The organism is Enterococcus crotali (assembly GCF_000633635.1).
GTDB lineage: Bacteria > Bacillota > Bacilli > Lactobacillales > Enterococcaceae > Enterococcus_L > Enterococcus_L crotali.
Genome location: NZ_AYPQ01000005.1, coordinates 158,732 through 178,337 on the forward strand (window position 1 = coordinate 158,732; position 19,606 = coordinate 178,337).

Annotated in this window: 15 protein-coding genes, 2 pseudogenes and 1 other annotated feature; of the genes and pseudogenes, 16 read left to right on the plus strand and 1 reads right to left on the minus strand. The window is 37.4% G+C overall.

The annotated features are described in order from the left end of the window. Nucleotides 1-2 precede the first annotated feature (2 nt). The 8 genes and pseudogenes from prmA to V192_RS0112660 all read left to right on the plus strand — a co-directional run bounded on the left by prmA (nt 3) and on the right by V192_RS0112660 (nt 8,057). Nucleotides 3-949, plus strand: a pseudogene (gene prmA / locus V192_RS0112625) (50S ribosomal protein L11 methyltransferase). Nucleotide 950: 1 nt separating this feature from the next. Continuing rightward, a pseudogene (locus tag V192_RS20175) lies at nt 951-1,699 on the plus strand (16S rRNA (uracil(1498)-N(3))-methyltransferase). Nucleotides 1,700-1,716: 17 nt separating this feature from the next. Then, complete coding sequence (locus V192_RS0112635; RefSeq protein WP_025872282.1) at nt 1,717-2,364, plus strand: beta/alpha barrel domain-containing protein; 648 nt, start codon at nt 1,717-1,719, stop codon at nt 2,362-2,364. Between the two features lie 232 nt (nt 2,365-2,596). Further along, nucleotides 2,597-4,810: a RelA/SpoT family protein gene (locus V192_RS0112640; protein WP_025872284.1), complete on the plus strand. Its 2,214-nt coding sequence runs from the start codon at nt 2,597-2,599 to the stop codon at nt 4,808-4,810. 12 nt (nt 4,811-4,822) lie between these two features. Further along, complete coding sequence (gene dtd / locus V192_RS0112645; protein ID WP_025872286.1) at nt 4,823-5,269, plus strand: D-aminoacyl-tRNA deacylase; 447 nt, start codon at nt 4,823-4,825, stop codon at nt 5,267-5,269. Between the two features lie 124 nt (nt 5,270-5,393). Further along, the gene (locus V192_RS22300) at nt 5,394-5,537 is read left to right on the plus strand and encodes a choline/carnitine O-acyltransferase (RefSeq protein ID WP_239644678.1); all 144 of its coding nucleotides are present in this window, start codon (nt 5,394-5,396) and stop codon (nt 5,535-5,537) included. 8 nt (nt 5,538-5,545) lie between these two features. Continuing rightward, nucleotides 5,546-7,153, plus strand: coding sequence for a choline/carnitine O-acyltransferase (locus V192_RS0112655; protein WP_025872288.1), 1,608 nt, complete (start codon nt 5,546-5,548; stop codon nt 7,151-7,153). 199 nt (nt 7,154-7,352) lie between these two features. Continuing rightward, a complete protein-coding gene (locus V192_RS0112660) occupies nt 7,353-8,057 on the plus strand; it encodes a metal-binding protein ZinT (RefSeq protein ID WP_025872290.1) in 705 nt (234 codons plus the stop codon). Between the two features lie 101 nt (nt 8,058-8,158). Here V192_RS0112660 and V192_RS0112665 read toward each other — a convergent pair whose 3' ends face one another. Continuing rightward, the gene (locus tag V192_RS0112665) at nt 8,159-9,091 is read right to left on the minus strand and encodes an aldo/keto reductase (RefSeq protein ID WP_025872292.1); all 933 of its coding nucleotides are present in this window, start codon (nt 9,089-9,091) and stop codon (nt 8,159-8,161) included. Between the two features lie 309 nt (nt 9,092-9,400). Between V192_RS0112665 and V192_RS21285 the strand changes: the two genes are divergently transcribed. The 8 genes from V192_RS21285 (at nt 9,401) to V192_RS0112705 (ending at nt 19,587) form a co-directional block, all read left to right on the plus strand. Next, nucleotides 9,401-9,745, plus strand: a complete 345-nt coding sequence (locus V192_RS21285; protein ID WP_275574543.1) for a dihydropteroate synthase — start codon at nt 9,401-9,403, stop codon at nt 9,743-9,745. 81 nt (nt 9,746-9,826) lie between these two features. Continuing rightward, nucleotides 9,827-10,034 (plus strand) — a binding site (T-box leader). A gap of 393 nt (nt 10,035-10,427) precedes the next feature. Then, nucleotides 10,428-11,726 carry a histidine--tRNA ligase gene (hisS, locus tag V192_RS0112675; RefSeq protein ID WP_025872296.1) on the plus strand — a complete coding sequence of 433 codons (1,299 nt, stop codon included), beginning with the start codon at nt 10,428-10,430 and terminating at the stop codon, nt 11,724-11,726. A gap of 33 nt (nt 11,727-11,759) precedes the next feature. Further along, nucleotides 11,760-13,529 carry an aspartate--tRNA ligase gene (gene aspS, locus V192_RS0112680; protein ID WP_025872298.1) on the plus strand — a complete coding sequence of 590 codons (1,770 nt, stop codon included), beginning with the start codon at nt 11,760-11,762 and terminating at the stop codon, nt 13,527-13,529. A 412-nt stretch (nt 13,530-13,941) separates the two neighbouring features. Next, a complete protein-coding gene (locus tag V192_RS0112685) occupies nt 13,942-14,739 on the plus strand; it encodes an ankyrin repeat domain-containing protein (protein WP_025872300.1) in 798 nt (265 codons plus the stop codon). Between the two features lie 245 nt (nt 14,740-14,984). Beyond that, entirely contained in the window at nt 14,985-15,860 is an 876-nt protein-coding gene (locus V192_RS0112690) for a YitT family protein (protein ID WP_025872302.1), read from the plus strand. A 319-nt stretch (nt 15,861-16,179) separates the two neighbouring features. Then, entirely contained in the window at nt 16,180-17,217 is a 1,038-nt protein-coding gene (locus V192_RS0112695; protein ID WP_025872304.1) for a sugar-binding transcriptional regulator, read from the plus strand. Between the two features lie 40 nt (nt 17,218-17,257). Next, nucleotides 17,258-18,259: a type I glyceraldehyde-3-phosphate dehydrogenase gene (gene gap, locus V192_RS0112700; RefSeq protein ID WP_025872307.1), complete on the plus strand. Its 1,002-nt coding sequence runs from the start codon at nt 17,258-17,260 to the stop codon at nt 18,257-18,259. Nucleotides 18,260-18,396: 137 nt separating this feature from the next. After that, nucleotides 18,397-19,587 (plus strand): phosphoglycerate kinase, encoded by a 1,191-nt coding sequence (locus V192_RS0112705; RefSeq protein WP_025872309.1) that lies wholly within the window; start codon nt 18,397-18,399, stop codon nt 19,585-19,587. Nucleotides 19,588-19,606 lie beyond the last annotated feature (19 nt).

A 19,606-nucleotide genomic window follows, 5' to 3' on the forward strand; every position in this document is an offset into this window, starting at 1 on the left:
GCATGAAGTGGACGGAAGTAAAAGTAGAAACAGCTAGTGAAGCGGTTGAAGCAATCTCAAACATCATGATGGAGCTGGAGCCAGCGGGGTTGCCATTGAAGATTCTTTAGACGTTGAAAATTTTCAAAGTGACCTGTACGGAGAATTATTGGATAAGGAACAATTTACTCATATCAAAGATGGTGCTTTAGTAATGGCTTATTTTCCTGAGACGACTTTTTTACCAGAAATACTCCCTTTTATTAAGGAAAGTATCACTCGTTTACCAGAATTTGGACTTGCAATCGGTAAAAATGAAGTGAGTGTTAGTGAAGTTGCTGAAAGTGATTGGGCCACTGCTTGGAAAAAATACTATCATCCAGTTCGCGTGACCCGTTTTCTAACGATCGTTCCTAGCTGGGAAAAGTATGAAGCACAAGATTCGTTTGAAAAAATCATTACCTTAGACCCTGGAATGGCTTTTGGAACAGGAACACATCCAACAACGCGTTTGACGCTGCAAGCGTTGGAAACAGTTTTACGTGGTGGTGAAACGTTGCTTGATGTTGGGACTGGTTCTGGTGTATTAAGTATTGCCAGTAAATATTTAGGGGCAAAAGAAGTGTATGCCTATGATTTAGATGAAGTGGCAGTAACAGCAGCAAAAGAAAATATGGATATGAATCCAATTGCTAGTGATGTACATGTTTCAGCTAATGACTTATTGAAAAATGTAAGCCTCGAAGCAGATGTTATCGTAGCGAATATTTTAGCGGATATCATTACTTTAATGATCGAGGACGCTTGGCGTTTATTAAAAAATGACGGGACGTTGATCGTTTCAGGAATCATTCATGAGAAAAAGGCGATGATCCTAGATAAAATGACGGAGATGGGTTTTCTTGTCGATCAGATTTTTCAGCAAGGTGATTGGTATGCGATTATTTTAAAGAAAACCGAGGAAGAGTAAGATGCAACGGTATTTTTTAACAGAACCTTACGAGCCTAAAGAATCTTATAAGATCACAGGAGAAAACTATCATCATATCGTTCGAGTGATGCGGATGGAACCAACGCAGAAGTTTTCTTGGCGTTTAGTGATCGTCTAGTCATCATTGCTGAAATAACTGATATTACAGAAGATGCCGTTCATTTAAAAGAAATCAGTAAAGAAAAAGCAGAAAAAGAGCTGCCCATCAATGTGACGATTGCATGTGGTTATCCTAAAGGAGACAAACTAGAATGGATCGTTCAAAAAGGGACCGAACTAGGCAGTCATAAATTTATCGGATTTCCAGCTAAAGCATCTGTCGTAAAATGGGATCACAAAAAGTTAGCGAAAAAAACAGAACGTTTGAAAAAAATAGCAACAGAAGCTGCTGAGCAATCTCATCGCCAGTTTGCGCCAGATATTGTATTATTAGAAAGAGAACAGGCGCTTATTGAGCTATTTTCCAGTTATGATAAAGTCTTGGTTGCTTACGAAGAATCAGCCAAAATTGGGGAGCGTAGCCGTTTTGCAACGGTACTTTCTGAGCTGTCTGCAGGTGACTCTCTTTTGATCATATTTGGACCAGAGGGTGGTTTTGCGCCAGGCGAAATCGCAGAATTTCAAGAGTACAAGGGGATTATTTGCGGGTTGGGTCCGCGAATTTTACGCGCAGAAACAGCACCATTGTATGCGTTGAGTGCTATTAGTTATCAATTTGAATTAGTGTAAGGTTTAGGGGGCTATTTATGGAGTTAGAGTTGCAAAAAATTTCAATTATGTTAGTAGATCCGTCATTTACAGATCAACAGTTTACAGAAGAGATTCTTTTCTTGAAGGAATTTCCTGTACGTTCAATTTTTGTTTTGCCTTATAATGTTGCTAGAGCAAAACAACTATTAAGTGGAACGATGATTCAAGTGGGCAGTTTCGTTGATTTTCCGCTTGGGAGTGGAACGTTAGCAAAAAAAGCATTTGAAACAGGACAATTGTATAAAGACGGTGCATCTGACGTTTTTGTAACTATGATGCCTGAAGAGTTGCCGCTGTATGGAAATCAAAATTTTCAAGCGTTAGAGCAATTATCATTTGGGCGAAATGCTCTTGGTTACTTTTTAGACAGTAGTCAATTAACAGACATTCAAAAACAAAAATTAACAATGGATATTACAACGTTAAATGTCAGTGCTATTTCTTTAGGACTAAATCTAACGATGGAACAGGCGATTCATGATATGAGTCTTCTTAGAACCGGCAGAAAAAAACAAATGACTTTTCAGGTAAATGTACAAGCACCAACCTTGCTTGAGATTGAACTTTTGTTTCAAGCTGGCGCGTCCTATATTGGGATCAGCAATGGCCGTGAGATATTGCCGTTGATTTCAAAATGGAATTAAAACGTGGGGAATTGAAAATTTGGTGAAATTTAGTATAATAAAAGATGTTGGAAGTGCTACTGTTTCAAGTGGTACTTTTCTTTTTTTAAACGGATATAACTGTTTGTAAAAAACTGTGTTGATTTAGATAAAATCAGGTGCTGCCAATACTTTTTACATAAATCTCTATTTTAAATGTTGAAGCGTCAACAACAGAAAAACATTACAGATTAGAGACAAAGGAGTGATAATAATGCCAAAAGAGGAAATCATGACTGGACCAGGAGTCATTAAACTGGTATCGAAATATATGGCACCACAACATGTTGCTTTTGTTCAAAAAGCGTGTGACTATGCAGAAAAAGCGCATGATGGTCAAGTGAGACAATCTGGGGAACCTTATTTTATTCATCCAATTCAGGTTGCAGGAATTTTAGCAGAATTACGGATGGACCCGCATACTGTTGCAACAGGTTTTTTGCATGACGTAGTAGAAGATACGGATGTAACGCTTGAAGATTTAGCCAACGAATTTGGCGCGGATGTTGCGATGTTAGTTGACGGCGTGACAAAGCTTGGGAAAATAAAATATAAATCTCATGAAGAGCAATTAGCAGAAAATCACCGAAAAATGTTATTAGCAATGGCTCAAGATTTACGTGTGATTATGGTGAAATTGGCTGACCGTTTACATAATATGCGGACATTAAAACATTTACGTGAAGATAAGCAGCGTAGAATCGCTCAAGAAACAATCGAAATTTATGCACCTCTTGCGCATCGTTTAGGGATCAGCCGTATCAAATGGGAGCTAGAGGATACAGCTTTGCGTTATATCAACCCGAATCAATACTATCGTATCGTGAATTTAATGCAAAGTAAAAGAGATGAGCGAGAAGCATATGTTGAAGAAGCTGTTGAAGACATTCGTTTAGCTACAGAAGATTTAGATATCTATGCTGAAATCTATGGACGGCCAAAACATATTTATTCGATCTATCGCAAAATGAAAGATCATAAAAAACAATTCAATGAAATTTATGACTTATTAGCAATTCGCGTGATTGTTGATTCAATCAAAGATTGTTATGCTGTGTTAGGAGCAATCCACACAAAATGGACACCGATGCCTGGGCGTTTTAAAGATTACATTGCGATGCCTAAAGCGAATATGTATCAATCGATCCATACAACAGTAATTGGACCAAAAGGAAATCCCGTAGAAGTGCAGATCCGAACACATGAAATGCATCAAATCGCTGAGTTTGGGGTAGCCGCTCACTGGGCTTATAAAGAAGGTAAGACGGAAAAAGTTGATGAAGATAACGATACAAAACAATTAAGCTGGTTCCGTGAGATACTTGAATTACAAGATGAAAGCTATGATGCTTCTGAGTTTATGGAAAGTGTTAAAGGAGATATTTTCAGTGATAAGGTCTATGTTTTTACGCCAACAGGTGAAGTGACGGAATTGCCTAAAGGTTCCGGACCACTAGATTTTGCGTATAGTGTGCATACCGAAATTGGTAATAAAACAACAGGTGCCAAGGTCAATGGAAAAATGGTTCAGTTGGATTATACATTGAAAAATGGCGACATCATTGAGGTACTGACTTCACCAAACTCGTTTGGACCAAGCCGTGACTGGCTCAAAATGGTGGCAACAAGTAAAGCACGAAATAAAATCAAGCGCTTCTTTAAAGTTCAAGATCGCGAAGTCAATATTATCAAAGGGCACGATGCCATCAGTAAATACTTGATCGAACATGGTTTTGCACCAAAAGAGTTCTTAGGAAAAGCAAAAATGGCGGAAGCTTTAGATCGTTTCAATTTTCAAACAGAAGATGATCTTTATGCAGCTGTCGGGTATGGTGAAATCAGTGCCCAAGTCGTCTTTAACCGTTTGACCGAAAAAGAACGTAAAGAACAAGAAATAGAACGCCAAAAACAAGAAGCCGAAGAATTGATGACGCAACCGGTCAAAAAGGAATCGGATAAAATGAAGGTCCGTCATGAAGGCGGAATCGTGATCCAAGGAGTTGAAAACTTACTTGTCCGTATCAGCCGTTGCTGTAATCCAGTTCCAGGAGATGAAATCGTCGGTTATATCACGAAAGGCCGTGGTGTGTCAATTCATAGAGCAGATTGTCCAAACGTTCAACATCAAGAAGAACTTGCCCAACGATTGATTGAAGTAGAATGGGAAGATACTGACAATTCAAATAAAGAATATGATGCTGATTTAGAGATTTATGGCTATAATCGAAGTGGATTATTGAATGATGTGCTACAAGTGATCAGTTCAATGACCAAAAATTTAGTTAGCGTAGAAGCCAAACCAACAAAAAATAAAATGGCGATGATCCATGTGACTGTAAAAATCCAAAATCTAGCCCATTTAAAAACAATCGTTGATAAAATCAAGAATATACCGGATGTTTATAACGTTCGTCGAACCAATGGCTAGGAGGTACAAAATATGAGAGCAGTCATTCAACGTGTGACACAAGCTGAAGTGAGGATCGAACAACAAAGTGTTGGAAGAATAGCGCAAGGCTTTATGATTTTACTTGGTATTCATCAATCAGATAGCGCAGAAGATGTTGCCTACTTAGCTCGTAAAATCAGTAAGTTGCGAGTATTTGAAGATGATGGCGGTAAAATGAATCTGAGTATTCAAGAAATTCAAGGGAGTATTTTGAGTGTGTCTCAATTTACCTTATATGCCGACACTAAAAAAGGCAATCGGCCTAGTTTTATAGAAGCTGCTCGACCTGAGGTGGCAGTTCCTTTATATGATTTGTTCAATAAACAGCTTAAAGAACTAGATATTCCTGTCGAAACAGGTGAATTTGGTGCAGACATGGCAGTTTCATTGATCAATGATGGTCCAGTCACGATCATTATTGATACAAAAGATAAATAATCAAAACATCATTCTTGCGAAGCTTAATAGTAAGAATGATGTTTTTTTTAATAAGTTACTAAAAAAGAACATCGAGAAACAAATGCTTGGTATAATAAGCATAAAGTGATTGTTGAGGTGTAAGATGGAAAAATATAAAGAAAAATTATTACCAAAATTAAAAAAGTTACCAGTACCAGAATTACATGAAACTCTCGTTGCATTAAGTGATTGGTTGAGGCCACTGGTTACATTAGAAGAATTAAAAGACTTTCAAAAAAAGCTATAGCGTTTAGTGTGTCTGATGGTCTACTATTACAAAAAGATTTAGTTGAGTATGCGGAAAATAGCGCTGGAAGTTGGTTAGCCCTGTTTTGGGAAGAAAGTTATTTAAAAAGTCGCGGCTATCTGCAAAGCGAATCAAACTTTGCTTTGATTATCGACGAACATTATTATAGCCAAATTGAATCGAAAGAAATGCGAGCTGCTCAGCTGATTTATCAAATGACCAACATTTATCTGAGTTTAGCGAACGGAACCTATCCAATCGAATATACAAAAAATAATCAAAATGTCGATATGTCATTTTATTTAAATTTCTTCAACAGCTGCAGAATACCCGGAAATGAGCGAGATTCTTTTTACAGAGGAGCCATAAATCCTACTAGAAATTATATTGTGATTTTTGTAAACGGTAGCTACTTCCGTCTAGAGGTGACAGATAACTTAGGGAAACTCCATTCTTTGGAGCAAATACTAGCAAATTTGAATTATATTCTTTCCCTTGAAATTAACCCAAAACAAGGAGAGGCCCTACTTCCTTATTTAACGGGAGTTGAAAGAGAACGGGCGAATTTGATGTATCAGCAGCTTCAAAAAAAAGAGCTGAACAGTCAGAATCTCAAGCAAATCGAAGACGCATTATTTGTTTTAAGTTTTTCAGACGGAGCAGATGAGTCAAAAGAGGAACGAATCACAGATGTTTTATTGAATACAAGTCATCAGTTTCTCACAAAAACGATGCAAGCAATTATCACAAAAAACGGTCATATTGGTTTTAATATGGAACATACAGCCATCGATGGAGTTCCAACCTTAAATTTACTAACGAAAGTTTTTGAGTCATTTAATGAGCTGAAGCAAGCAAAAACTACAAAATACTCTTCTGATTTAGTCCAAAAATTTGAATGGTCATTGGATGAGCAAATGTTCAAGGCTTTAGAAGAAGCCCAAAAGCTTGTAGAAATAGAGAATAGTTCATATACTCTGAACCATCAAGTTGTTTCAGAAATTGGCAAAGAACGGATGAAAAAAGCCAAAGTAAGTCCAGATGCGTTCTTCCATATTGCGTTGGCTATGGCGCAACAAACAGTTTTTGGCAAGCTAAGATCTGTTTATGAGCCAGTTGCAATGCGCATGTATTATGAAGGGCGGACGGAATCTGCTCGTTCGATAAGTCAAGAGAAAAAGCAGTTTGTAGAAGCATTTTATAACAAAATAGAGCCGACATCTAAGGAGAGGTTAATGGCATTATTCGTTGAGGCTGCAACAGCTCATTCAAGTCGGATCAACCAATGTCAAAATGGTAAGGGATTAGAACGGCATTTGTTTGGTTTACAGCAAATGGCACTTAATCCAGAGGAGGGGGCAAAATTTTTCCATACAAAAGCTCTTAAAATATTAAGCGAGGATTTTATCTCTACGACTGGAATCCCCTATGATATATTAGAGTCATTTAGCTTTGGACCGGTCAATAAATCAGGATTCGGAATGTATTACGGTATTCTAGATGAAAAAGTGATTTTGACACTCTCAGCTAAAAAAACAGATGAAGTACAAGCAACTCAACTGATTGGCGCGATTTCAGAAGCGTTGATTTCTTTAACAGAGCTTTTAGGTATCTAGTAAAAAATACTGCAAGTAAGGAGGAGAACGATTTTCGTGTTTTCTTGTTATTTGCAGTATTTTTTATTGCTATTGCTTTTTTATGAAAGATAGTATAAAATATCGTGATTAAATCGTAACGATTACGTTTTGTTCGGCGTAAAACAGAAAGAAACAATAAACTAGATTTAGTCGACAATATAAAAGTGGAGGTTTATTTATGAAAAAGAACAGCTTACTGTTATCTAAAGGATTGGGGATTCTTCTATTGGGGGTGCTAATGGTTAGTGGCTGTACGGAAAAGAAAAATACAAAAACAGCTGAATCAACATCTACAACAACTCAGAAGTCTGAAGCAAAACCTACACATGACCACAAACATAAGCATAGTCATGATGGAGAATTCAAAGATGAAGAGGTACAAAATCGAACACTAGAGGATTGGTCAGGTGATTGGCAATCTATTTATCCATTTTTATTAGACGGAACGTTGGATGAGGTTTTTGAGCATAAAGCTAAAGAAAAGAAAGACAAAAGTTTTGAGGAGTACAAACAGTATTATACAGTCGGTTATGAAACGGATACTACTCGGATTATTATCAATGGGAATACAATTGAATTTTTTAAAGGAGATACCTCTCTCAAAGCAGATTATCAATATGACGGATACAAAATTTTGACATATGATTCTGGTAAAAAAGGAGTGCGCTATTTATTTAGTAGGACTGATGACAATAGCGGAGCACCTAAGAACATTCAATTTAGTGATCATAATATTGAACCCACGAAGGCCGAACATTTTCATTTATATGTTGGAGATGAAAGCCAAGAAGTATTGCTGAAAGAATTAAATAATTGGCCAACATACTACAAGAGTGAGTTATCGGGTTCTGATATTTTACATGATATGCTTTATCATCATTAAAAAAAGTGAATGAGCCCGGGACAAAACTAAAAAAATTAGTTTTGTTTCGGGCTCTGAATCTGAATAAATGGTAGGAGCAAAAGCAATCCTACCCTATTAACTCAACGAAACAATTGATTGATTCGTTGATAATCTTCTTCGGTCAGATGTACCTCCAAAGCTTTCACATTATTGAGTACTTGTTCAGGCTTTTTTGCACCAGGGATGACAACCGCAACAAAAGGATTTTTGATGTACCAAGCAAGCACGATTGCTGCAACACTAGCATTATAATCAGCTGCAATCAATTTAAGCTGATTGACTTTTTCTATAATTGATTTGAAGCGTTCCCCTTGAAAGTCTGGTTTTTTACTACGTATGTCTTCAGGTGGAAATATTACATCACTTTCATATTTACCAGTCAATAAGCCAGATGCTAATGGGAAATAGGGCACAAAAGAAATTTCGTTATCTTTAAGATAAGGCAATAACTCCTTTTCAGCTTTACGATGGATCAAACTATACTCATCTTCAACAATATCTACGAAACCCTCTTGATTTGCTTCCTTGATCTGTTCTAAACTAAAATTAGAAACGCCGATTGCTTTGATTTTTCCAGCATTTTTTAGCTTTTGCAAGGCGGCAACTGCTTCATTTTTAGGTGTTGTTTCATCCGGAAAGTGGATATAAAAAATATCGATATAATCTGTTTGTAGTCGTTGTAATGCTTCTTCAACAGAATGTGTCAAAAATTCTGGTGTATTATTAAATGTGCCAGGGTTAGCTGGATCATGAGCGGCTTTTGTCGCAATGACAACTTTACTGCGGTCAAACGCCTTTAACACTTCACCGATCAATTCTTCTGAACGTCCCATTCCATATGCGAAAGCAGTATCTAATAGCGTAATCCCGTTTGTTAAAGCAGTTCGAACGATTTCTTTTCCAGTATCATCATTTAAGTTTGGAAATAAATTATGACCACCAACAGCATTTGTTCCTAAACCGAGAGGCGTTGAATAAACATCTGTTGTACCAATTTGAACATTTTCTGTCATTATGATTCCTCCTGACTTTCTATTTCTAGTGTAGTTGATTAAACGTAAAGAAGAAAGTTTTTTTGCTTATTACCAGAATCTTTATCACAAAATGTCTAAAAAAACAGAAAGCTAAAGTTTTCTTGTCTTTCTATAGTATAAAGACTACAACTGAACTTATCAGTGATTAAAATAGATGTCAGATGGTGGCATTTTAATGAGCTAGATAAAGCGATAGCACATTTTGAAGAGATGTTGGCGGCAAATGTTGAGGGGGAATAATCCACACAGCCAAATTATCAAGAAATTTCAGCTTAACAAGAAGAAAGAATCTTACCAATAGTAGAAGCTATCAGAAATAGAACAGATAAACCTATTTCGATCGATACGTATTTTCCAGAAGTTGCAGATGCAGCATTAGCAGAGGAAAAATTTGAGATTCTAAAATATCCAGAAGGTTTTCGTTACAAAGAATATCCTTTGCTGTATGGAGTATCAAGGAAAAGAACGATAGCTGCGTTGACAAACGAATCTGACCCTTTAGCGCGTGATTTCGGTTCGGTTACAGCTTCATTATTTGCTGCCAATAAAGGTGTCGAAATCGTTCGAGTGCATCATGTTAAAGGAATACGGGATGCGTTGAATGTTTGGGCAATATTGAATAGTAAGGAGTAACAGTTATTAACTGTTATTGTCAAGCAAACTGAAATTCTACTTGACTTTATTTCCAATCTCTAGTAATTTATAGATACTATAAAAAAATCGATGAAAGAACGAGTAGATTTCAAACTGATTGTACAAGAGAAAGTTGCCTTGGCTGAAAGCAACTTCGTTAGAGAAATCGAAAGACATTCTGGAGATGAACGGAGGAAAAGCCGTTCCGTTACGAGCGTTAATCGTTGGAGGAAAGAGCAATCTTTCGAACTTAGGTGGTACCGCGTGTGTCTATTCACTCGCCCTTGTATTTATACAAGGGCGAGTTTTTGTTGTGAATCACTACGATTGGCTCTGCCAGAGTAGATGATGAACAATACTTGGCGTTCAAAGTGAGAGAAGTTACTGTACTAGTGAATCACTCCACCTTGTTTCGATCCTATCAATTTCTAAGAGCTGAAGTACTAAGAATTGAAGGACTGTGACTGGCTCTGCCAGAGTAGATGATGAACAATACAAGACGTTCAAAGTGAGAGAAGTTACCGTACTAGTGAATCACCAAACGCGATGATCGAAACGAACAGTGGGGCAATCGTTTGAAAAATTCAACATGCTCTCACAACCAGCTCTATACTTATTTCAAACCAACCATTCTCTACCCAAATAAAGTACAAACAATGAACAATAAATAGGAGATGAAACAATGAGTTATCAAAAACCCAAAGGAACCAATGACTTATTACCAGGAACTTCAGAGAAGTGGCAATTTGTTGAAGAAACAGCTCGTTTGATTTTTCGAGATTATCAATATGAAGAAATCCGCACACCGATTTTTGAACATTATGAAGTAATTTCTCGTAGTGTAGGAGATACGACCGATATCGTTTCAAAAGAAATGTATGACTTTTACGATAAAGGAAATCGCCATGTGACTCTACGACCAGAAGGAACAGCGCCGATCGTTCGTTCATTTGTTGAAAATAAATTATTTGGACCAGAATTTGCAAAACCATATAAAACGTATTACATGGGACCAATGTTCCGCTATGAGCGTCCTCAAGCTGGACGTTTAAGACAATTTCACCAAATTGGGGCAGAAGCCTTTGGAAGTGTGAATCCTGCTGTAGATGTTGAAAGTATGGCGATGGCCCTAGACTTTTTCAAACAATTAGGAATCAATCAAATTCGATTAGTAATCAACTCTTTAGGTGATAAAGCAACTAGAATCGCTTATCGTCAAGCATTGATCGATTATTTAGAACCAAAAATGGCTGAACTAAGTGAAGATTCAAAACGTCGTTTACATGAAAATCCTTTACGAGTTCTAGATAGTAAAGATAAAAAAGACCAAGCAATCGTCTCCGAGGCACCATCGATTTTAGATTATCTAAGCGAGTCGTCAAAAGAACATTTTGAAACAGTTCAAACAATGTTGAATGAATTAAATATTCCCTTTGAAGTCGATAGTAACATGGTTCGTGGCTTAGATTATTATACGAATACGATTTTTGAAGTGATGAGTGAAGCACCAGGCATGGGCGCTCAAGCGACGATTTGTGCCGGCGGACGCTATGATGGCTTAGTCGAAGAATTAGGCGGGCCTGCAACTCCTGGTTTTGGTTTTGCTATGGGAATTGAGCGTGTTTTAATCACAATGGAAGCAGAAGAGGTTGTGGTTCCAGTAATCAATGAGATCGACGCTTACGTGGTTGGAATCGGTGAGCAAACAAATGTCGAAACACTAAAACTGGTTCAAGCCATTCGTAACTTTGGTTTTTCAGCCGATCGTGATTTTATGGATCGTAAAGCAAAAGCTCAATTCAAAACAGCGGCTAAATTAAATGCTAAGCTTGCACTGACTTTAGGTGAAACTGAATTGGCAGAAGGTATCGTCAATGTAAAAGCTATGGCAAATCGTAATGAAAAAGCATTTCCACTCTCAGATATCTATGAACGATTTGATGAAGTCTACGATGAAATGATGACAGTGATGTTTGATTAATAACTAGTAAAAAATGAAGAGGAGTAAAGATCAATGACAAAAAGAACAGTATACTGCGGAGAAGTCTCAGCAGATTTAGTAGGACAGGTAATTACATTAAAAGGGTGGGTCCAAAAGCGCCGTGACTTAGGCGGAGTTATTTTTATCGACCTACGTGACCGCGAAGGAATCGCACAAGTTGTGTTCAATCCGGCACATTCAAAAGAAGCTTGGGAAATTGCAGATAAATGCCGTAGTGAATATGTGATCGAAATTAAAGGTGAATTAACTTACCGCGACAAAGAAGCCATCAATCCTAAAATGAAGACTGGTGAATTTGAAGTGATGGCAACAGATATCACCATTTTAAATACGGCTAAAACACCACCATTTTTAATTGAAGATGAAAACAATGTCGGCGATGAAATTCGCATGAAATATCGTTATTTAGATTTACGCCGTCCACAAATGACAGCAAACTTGAAATTACGTCACGAAGTAACAAAATCGATCCGTCATTATTTAGATGACACTGATTTTCTAGACATTGAAACACCTTATTTAGCTAAATCAACACCAGAAGGCGCTCGTGATTATTTAGTTCCGTCACGTGTACATGCTGGACATTTCTATGCATTGCCGCAATCACCGCAAATTTTTAAACAGTTATTGATGAATGCCGGTTTCGATCGTTATTACCAAATCGTTCGTTGCTTCCGTGATGAAGATTTACGTGGGGATCGTCAACCAGAGTTTACCCAAGTGGATATGGAAACAACGTTCTTATCACCGGAAGAAATCCAAACAATGACTGAAGAAATGCTAGCAAAAGTGATGCGTGAGACAAAAGGAATCGAAATCACATTACCGTTTCCACGTATTAGTTATGATGAAGCAATGGCACGTTACGGAAGTGATAAACCAGATACACGTTTCGATATGGAACTGATCGATATCGCAGATGTAGTGAAAGATGTTGATTTCAAAGTCTTCCAAATGGCCTTAGAAAATGGTGGACAAGTCAAAGCGTTGAATGCCAAAGGTGCTGCAGATAAATATTCAAGGAAAGATATGGATAACCTAGGCACTTATGTAAGCCAATTTGGTGCGAAAGGACTTGCTTGGTTAAAAGTGGAAGAAGATGGTTTGAAAGGACCAATCGCAAAATTCTTAACAGAGGTTTCTGATGACTTGATCAAAGCAACAAATGCTGAGGTCGGTGATATTTTGATGTTTGGTGCTGATAAACCAGAAGTGGTTGCTGCCGCATTAGGCGCAATTCGTTCTCGTTTAGGGAAAGAATTAGGCTTGATCGATGAGTCGAAATTCAACTTCCTGTGGGTCGTTGACTGGCCATTGTTTGAATACGATGAAGAAGCAGGTCGTTACGTTTCTGCCCATCATCCATTCACACAGCCAAAAGAATCTGATATTGAATTACTTTCGACAGATCCGGCGAAAGTTTATGCGGAAGCATACGATATCGTTTTAAATGGCTACGAATTAGGTGGCGGCTCATTGCGTATCCATAAACGTGAGTTGCAAGAAAAAATGTTTGAAACACTAGGCTTCACGAAAGAATCAGCACAAGAACAATTTGGTTTCTTGTTAGATGCTTTAGATTATGGTTTCCCTCCACACGGCGGAATTGCTTTAGGCTTAGACCGTTTAGTAATGTTACTGGCAGGTGAAAATAATATTCGTGAAGTGATCGCCTTCCCTAAAAATGGGAAAGCTGCTGATCCAATGACAAGTGCACCAAGTGTAGTTTCGCCATTACAATTATTTGAATTGAACATTGATGTAACAGCGATAGATGAGTAAGAAGTAAAAAAATTAAGCACCCAAAATGAGTAATAACATTTTGGGCGCTTTTTTATTTTCCTTGCTGAATTATGAAATGTTCATAGATGCCAATTATGGGTGTATTAATTGAGAGATCATCTATATCTAAAAAAAGTTTTTTCATCAAGTATCGATGGTCTTAATTTCTAAGTTATGGAATATAAATTCACTTCTTTTACTTATAGCAACAGCTCCACTATAATATACACATAAATTTTTACCCAAGTAGGTTGAGCTGATCCTAAAAAAATCACATCAATCAAGCATCCATCTAAGCCTGATAAAGTGCTGTAAAATCATCTTTACAAAGTACTATGAGGTAAACCGCGTTTATAGTTTGTTTATATTTATGATTTATACTGAATCTAAACACCGCTAAGGAGGGATGATTGTGAATAAAAAGAAGTTTTTGCTAACGCTATCGTTGCTAGTTTCACTGATCTTTATTTTTTCAGCTTGCCACTTTAAAAAATCTGATCTAAAACAACCAGTAAAGGAGAGTACACAGATGTCTATTGAGAAAAATAGTAAAGAGAAATCAAGTGAGTCAAAAGAGGTAAATGAAATGAAAGCAACGGAATCGTCGAAACAAATATTTTCAACAGGCTCTTTGATTCAAGCGGTCAATGATAATGATTCAATCAAAGTTCAAGAAATACTGAAAGATGAAAATTATCCGATCAATGAAATCAACGCTCAAGGCGAAACCGCACTGTTGATCGCAACACATCAAAACTTGATTGAAATAGCTAAGATATTGATCGATGCAGGAGCCGACATTAATATCCAAGATCAAATTTCTGACAGTCCTTACCTATATGCCGGCGCACAAGGAAAAACAGAAATTCTAGCTTATATGTTAGAAAAACAAGTGCCCGACCAACAAAAGTTCAATCGTTTTGGGGGCAATGCCTTGATTCCAGCATCTGAAAAAGGTCATCTTGCAAACGTTGAACTGCTGTTAAAAGATGGACGAGCAGATATCGATCATCAAAATAATTATGGTTATACCGCTTTGATCGAAGCGGTTGCGTTGAGAGATGGATCTGAAATCTATCAAAAAATCGTCAAAGCATTGTTAGAAGGTGGGGCAGATAAAGCATTGAAGGACAACACTGGAAGAACCGCGGAAGATTATGCTAGAAGTCTTGGATATTCAGAAATGTTGAAGACATTAAATTCGTATTAAACAGCAGGAAAACAGCAAAGAATCAAACCTTTGCTGTTTTTGAATGTTTTGTTCTAACAAAAATATTTTCTCTTTATAAGCATTTTTTCAGTATGCACAATATATTGAAAAAAGTTGAAATCCTCAAGTGAAAATGAAAAATTAGCAATACTTTTCTTCTATTTTAAAAGATTGTGCTTTTTTTCTTACCACAAAGCACGTATAATGAGAACCAAATGAATCAAGTAAAGTGAGGCTACTTCTACATGAAAAAATTCTTTGAAAGTTTACCTGTCCATGATTACACGACAAAACTTTCAGTGTCGATCGTTTATGCGATTTTGGCATCTGTCGCGATGAACTTCTTTTACCAACCGGGAAACATTTATTCCAGTGGGATTACCGGACTAGCTCAAATTTTAACAACCTTGTCAACGAATGTTGTAGGATTTAAAGTGCCTGTTTCCATTACGTTATATGCATTAAATATTCCATTGTTTTTCGTAGCTTGGCGCAAAATCGGGAAAAAATTTACGATTTTTACCTTTTTGACGGTTACGTTGACGTCGATTTTTATGCAAATCGTACCGCAAACAAGTCTTTCCAACGATCCGATCATTTGTGCGATTTTTGGGGGAGCAGTGATGGGGTCTGGTATTGGCTTTGCGTTGAAGAATGGCCTTTCATCTGGCGGACTGGATATTTTTAGTATTACGATACGTAAGAAAACGGGGCGTTCTGTGGGTTCGATCTCCATGTATTTTAATGGATTGATTATTTTTGTAGCGGGTTATTTATTTGGATGGCAATATATGTTTTATAGTGCGTTGTCTATTTTTGTGAGTGGAAAAGTAACGGATGCAGTCTATACTAAGCAAAAGAAGATGCAGGTCATGATCATTACCAAAAATCCAGATGCTGTTATTGATGGCATCCAACAGAAAATGAGACGAGGGATTACGATCATTCATGAAGCAGAAGGTGCCTATCGACATGACAAGCAAACGTTATTATTGACGGTTGTGACTCGTTTTGAATTACCATCATTAGAAGCGGCAATGAAAGAATCTGATCCGTCTGCTTTTGTAAGTATTTCAGATAACGTCAAAATTCTTGGGCGTTTTTATGAAGAGGATTTATAAAATATATAGTAAATTAAGAAATCCAGATATTCGTCTGGATTTCTTTGATTACTTTGAAGTTTTTATAGTACAAATGACTCTAAAGAGCCAGAGTCAATAATTTATTTCAAAGAGGAGCTAGTTAATTTCAAAAAAATAATCTCTTTTTCTTGAAAAGACGAATGAAAACTGTTAAACTAAGTTTGTAAGATTGAGGGACGCTTTTAAGACTGTTAAAGAATTTAACAATGAGAAAGAAGAACATCAATCCTATTTTTTAAAGTTCATAGGTCGTTTTAAGTCTTACTTGGACGTTTTTAGACCAACGAAGGAGCGCATCATGCTAGATGAATTAAAAATGATTGAAGCAGTTGCTCCAGATTTGCTCGATGTAATGCAGGAAAGGTTTCATATTCTTCGTAATATTTACTGGATGCAGCCTATTGGACGTAGAAGCTTATCGGATAGTATGGGGATTACAGAAAGGGTCTTGAGAACTGAGACAGATTTTCTGAAAAACTTACAACTGATAGAGACTTCTAAAAGCGGAATGACCTTAACTGAAAAAGGCTTAGAAGTTTATCAAGGATTAGAAGCAGTAATGAATCAGTTACTTGGTATGCATCAAGTTGAAAAAGAAATCAGCCAATATTTTGGGATCAAGCGTTGTATCGTTGTAGCAGGCAACAGTGACAATCAGGAAAAGGTACTTTATGAGTTCGGCGATATTTTGACCGATTCCTTAGATTTACTCTTACCTGATGGTGATAATATCGTTGCCGTTATGGGTGGTACGACAATGGCCTTGACCGCAGAACATATGGGGACCCTAGAAACGGAAAAACGACATAATTTGTTTGTTCCAGCTAGAGGCGGGATCGGTGAAGCAATGACGGTTCAAGCCAATTCAGTAAGTGCTGTAATGGCAAGTAAAACTGGCGGTCACCATAGAGCACTATACGTACCAGAGCAATTGAGCTTAGAAACGTATAACTCACTACTGCAAGAACCATCGATTCAAGAAGTACTGACACTGATCGAACAAAGCAATTGTGTTGTTCACAGTATTGGACGCGCTTTGCATATGGCAGCACGTCGTAAAATGTCAGATGATGAAATGGTTATGTTAAAGCAAAACAATGCTGTAGCAGAATCTTTCGGATATTTCTTTGATGAAGAAGGGGAAGTTGTTTATAAAATTCCTCGCATTGGACTTCAGTTAAAGGATGTACAAAAAATTCCAAATGTTGTTGCGATAGCAGGCGGTAAGACAAAAGCCAAAGCAATCCGAGCATACATGAAAAATGCACCAAAACAAACGTGGCTCATCACAGATGAAGCTGCCGCAAATGAGATTTTAAAAGGGGCAACCCTTTAAAATAAAAAAATTTTTGATTTTCATAAGGAGGAAATCTTTAATGACAGTTAAAGTAGGTATTAATGGATTTGGACGTATCGGACGCTTAGCATTCCGTCGTATCCAAGATGTAGCAGGAATCGAAGTAGTAGCAATCAATGATTTAACAGATGCTAAAATGTTGGCTCACTTGTTAAAATATGACACAACTCAAGGACGTTTCAACGGAACTGTTGAAGTTCATGATGGATCTTTCAACGTAAACGGTAAAGAAGTTAAAGTTCTTGCTAACCGCAACCCAGAAGAATTACCATGGGGCGACTTAGGCGTAGATATCGTTCTTGAATGTACTGGATTCTTCACTTCAAAAGAAAAAGCTGAATTACACTTAAAAGCTGGTGCTAAACGTGTTGTTATCTCTGCTCCAGGCGGAAATGACGTACCAACAATCGTTTATAACACTAACCACGATATCTTAACAGGTAAAGAAACAGTTATCTCAGGTGCTTCATGTACGACTAACTGTTTAGCTCCTATGGCTAAAGCTTTACAAGATAACTTTGGTGTTGTTGAAGGTCTTATGACTACAATCCACGCTTACACAGGTGACCAAATGACTCTTGATGGACCACATCCTGGTGGAGACTTCCGTCGTGCACGTGCTGCAGCAGAAAACATCGTACCTAACACAACTGGTGCTGCTAAAGCAATCGGTCTAGTTATCCCTGAATTAAACGGTAAATTAGACGGAGCTGCTCAACGTGTTCCTGTAGCAACTGGTTCATTAACTGAATTAGTAACAGTTCTTGACAAAAAAGTAACTGTTGAAGAAGTAAACGAAGTGATGGCTAAAGCTGCTAACGAATCTTACGGATATAATGAAGATCAAATCGTATCTTCTGATATCGTAGGTATGACTTTCGGTTCATTATTCGATGCTACTCAAACTAAAGTAATGACTGTTGGCGACCAACAATTAGTGAAAACTGTTGCTTGGTATGACAACGAAATGTCTTATACTGCACAATTAGTTCGTACTTTAGAGTACTTCGCTAACTTATAAGAGTAACTCTTATCATTAGTGAAATTTGAACAACTGTGAAATAATAAGCGGGGAAGCAACGCGCTTCCCTGCTTTTTTTATAAGTTTAAGAAAAATCATTCTTTTCAAAATCAAAAAATAGTTAGGAGCAACTTTTAATGGCTAAAAAGACTATCAAAGATGTTGACTTAAAAGACAAAAAAGTTCTTGTACGTGTTGACTTTAACGTACCTTTGAAAGATGGCGTGATCACAAACGATAACCGTATCGTTGCAGCACTTCCAACAATCAAATACGTAATCGAAAATGGCGGGAAAGCAATTTTATTCTCTCATTTAGGTCGTGTGAAAACAGAAGAAGATAAAGCTGGCAAATCATTAAAACCAGTAGCAGAACGTTTAGGCGAATTATTGGGTAAACCAGTAACATTCGTTCCTGAAACTCGCGGAACTGAATTAGAAACAGCTGTTAACAACATGAAAGACGGCGACGTTTTAGTGTTTGAAAACACACGTTTTGAAGATATCGATGGTAAAAAAGAAAGCGGAAATGATGCTGAATTAGGTAAATACTGGGCTTCTTTAGGCGATGTATTTGTGAATGATGCATTTGGTACGGCTCACCGTGCGCACGCTTCTAACGTAGGAATTGCGTCAACTGGTATTCCAACAGTTGCAGGATTCTTAATGGAAAAAGAAATCAAATTCGTTGGTGAAGCAGTAACTGCACCAAAACGTCCATTCGTTGCTATCTTAGGTGGCGCAAAAGTTTCTGACAAAATTGGTGTTATCGAAAACTTGATCTCTAAAGCAGATAAGATTCTTATCGGTGGCGGAATGACTTATACATTCTACAAAGCTAAAGGGATGAACATTGGTAACTCTTTAGTTGAAGAAGATAAAGTTGCCTTAGCAAAAGAATTGATCGAAAAAGCAGGCGATAAATTAATCTTGCCAATCGACTCAATCACTGCTGCTGAATTCTCAAATGATGTCCCTACAGAAGAACATGCAGGTGATGTTCCTGATGGACAAATGGGTCTTGACATTGGACCTGAAACAATCGCTTTATTTGCCCAAGCATTAGAAGGTGCAAAAACAGTTGTTTGGAATGGACCAATGGGCGTATTTGAAATGAGTAACTTTGCTAAAGGTACGATCGGTGTTTGTGAAGCAATCGCTAACCTGGCAGATGCTACAACAATCATCGGTGGAGGAGACTCTGCTGCAGCTGCAATCCAATTAGGCTTTGCTGACAAATTCACTCACATCTCAACAGGTGGGGGCGCAAGCTTAGAATTATTAGAAGGTAAAGAATTACCTGGTTTAGCGGCAATTAACGATAAATAAAAAATTTGCCTTTTAAATA

What these genes read in the sequence shown, in the direction of transcription:
- dtd (WP_025872286.1), top strand. Translation starts at nt 4,823, where the DNA reads ATGAGAGCAGTCATTCAACGTGTGACACAAGCTGAAGTGAGGATCGAA.
- V192_RS22300 (WP_239644678.1), top strand. Translation starts at nt 5,394, where the DNA reads ATGGAAAAATATAAAGAAAAATTATTACCAAAATTAAAAAAGTTACCA.
- V192_RS0112660 (WP_025872290.1), top strand. Translation starts at nt 7,353, where the DNA reads ATGAAAAAGAACAGCTTACTGTTATCTAAAGGATTGGGGATTCTTCTA.
- V192_RS0112665 (WP_025872292.1), bottom strand. Translation starts at nt 9,091, where the DNA reads ATGACAGAAAATGTTCAAATTGGTACAACAGATGTTTATTCAACGCCT.
- hisS (WP_025872296.1), top strand. Translation starts at nt 10,428, where the DNA reads ATGAGTTATCAAAAACCCAAAGGAACCAATGACTTATTACCAGGAACT.
- V192_RS0112635 (WP_025872282.1), top strand. Translation starts at nt 1,717, where the DNA reads ATGGAGTTAGAGTTGCAAAAAATTTCAATTATGTTAGTAGATCCGTCA.
- aspS (WP_025872298.1), top strand. Translation starts at nt 11,760, where the DNA reads ATGACAAAAAGAACAGTATACTGCGGAGAAGTCTCAGCAGATTTAGTA.
- V192_RS0112640 (WP_025872284.1), top strand. Translation starts at nt 2,597, where the DNA reads ATGCCAAAAGAGGAAATCATGACTGGACCAGGAGTCATTAAACTGGTA.
- V192_RS0112705 (WP_025872309.1), top strand. Translation starts at nt 18,397, where the DNA reads ATGGCTAAAAAGACTATCAAAGATGTTGACTTAAAAGACAAAAAAGTT.
- gap (WP_025872307.1), top strand. Translation starts at nt 17,258, where the DNA reads ATGACAGTTAAAGTAGGTATTAATGGATTTGGACGTATCGGACGCTTA.
- V192_RS0112695 (WP_025872304.1), top strand. Translation starts at nt 16,180, where the DNA reads ATGCTAGATGAATTAAAAATGATTGAAGCAGTTGCTCCAGATTTGCTC.
- V192_RS0112690 (WP_025872302.1), top strand. Translation starts at nt 14,985, where the DNA reads ATGAAAAAATTCTTTGAAAGTTTACCTGTCCATGATTACACGACAAAA.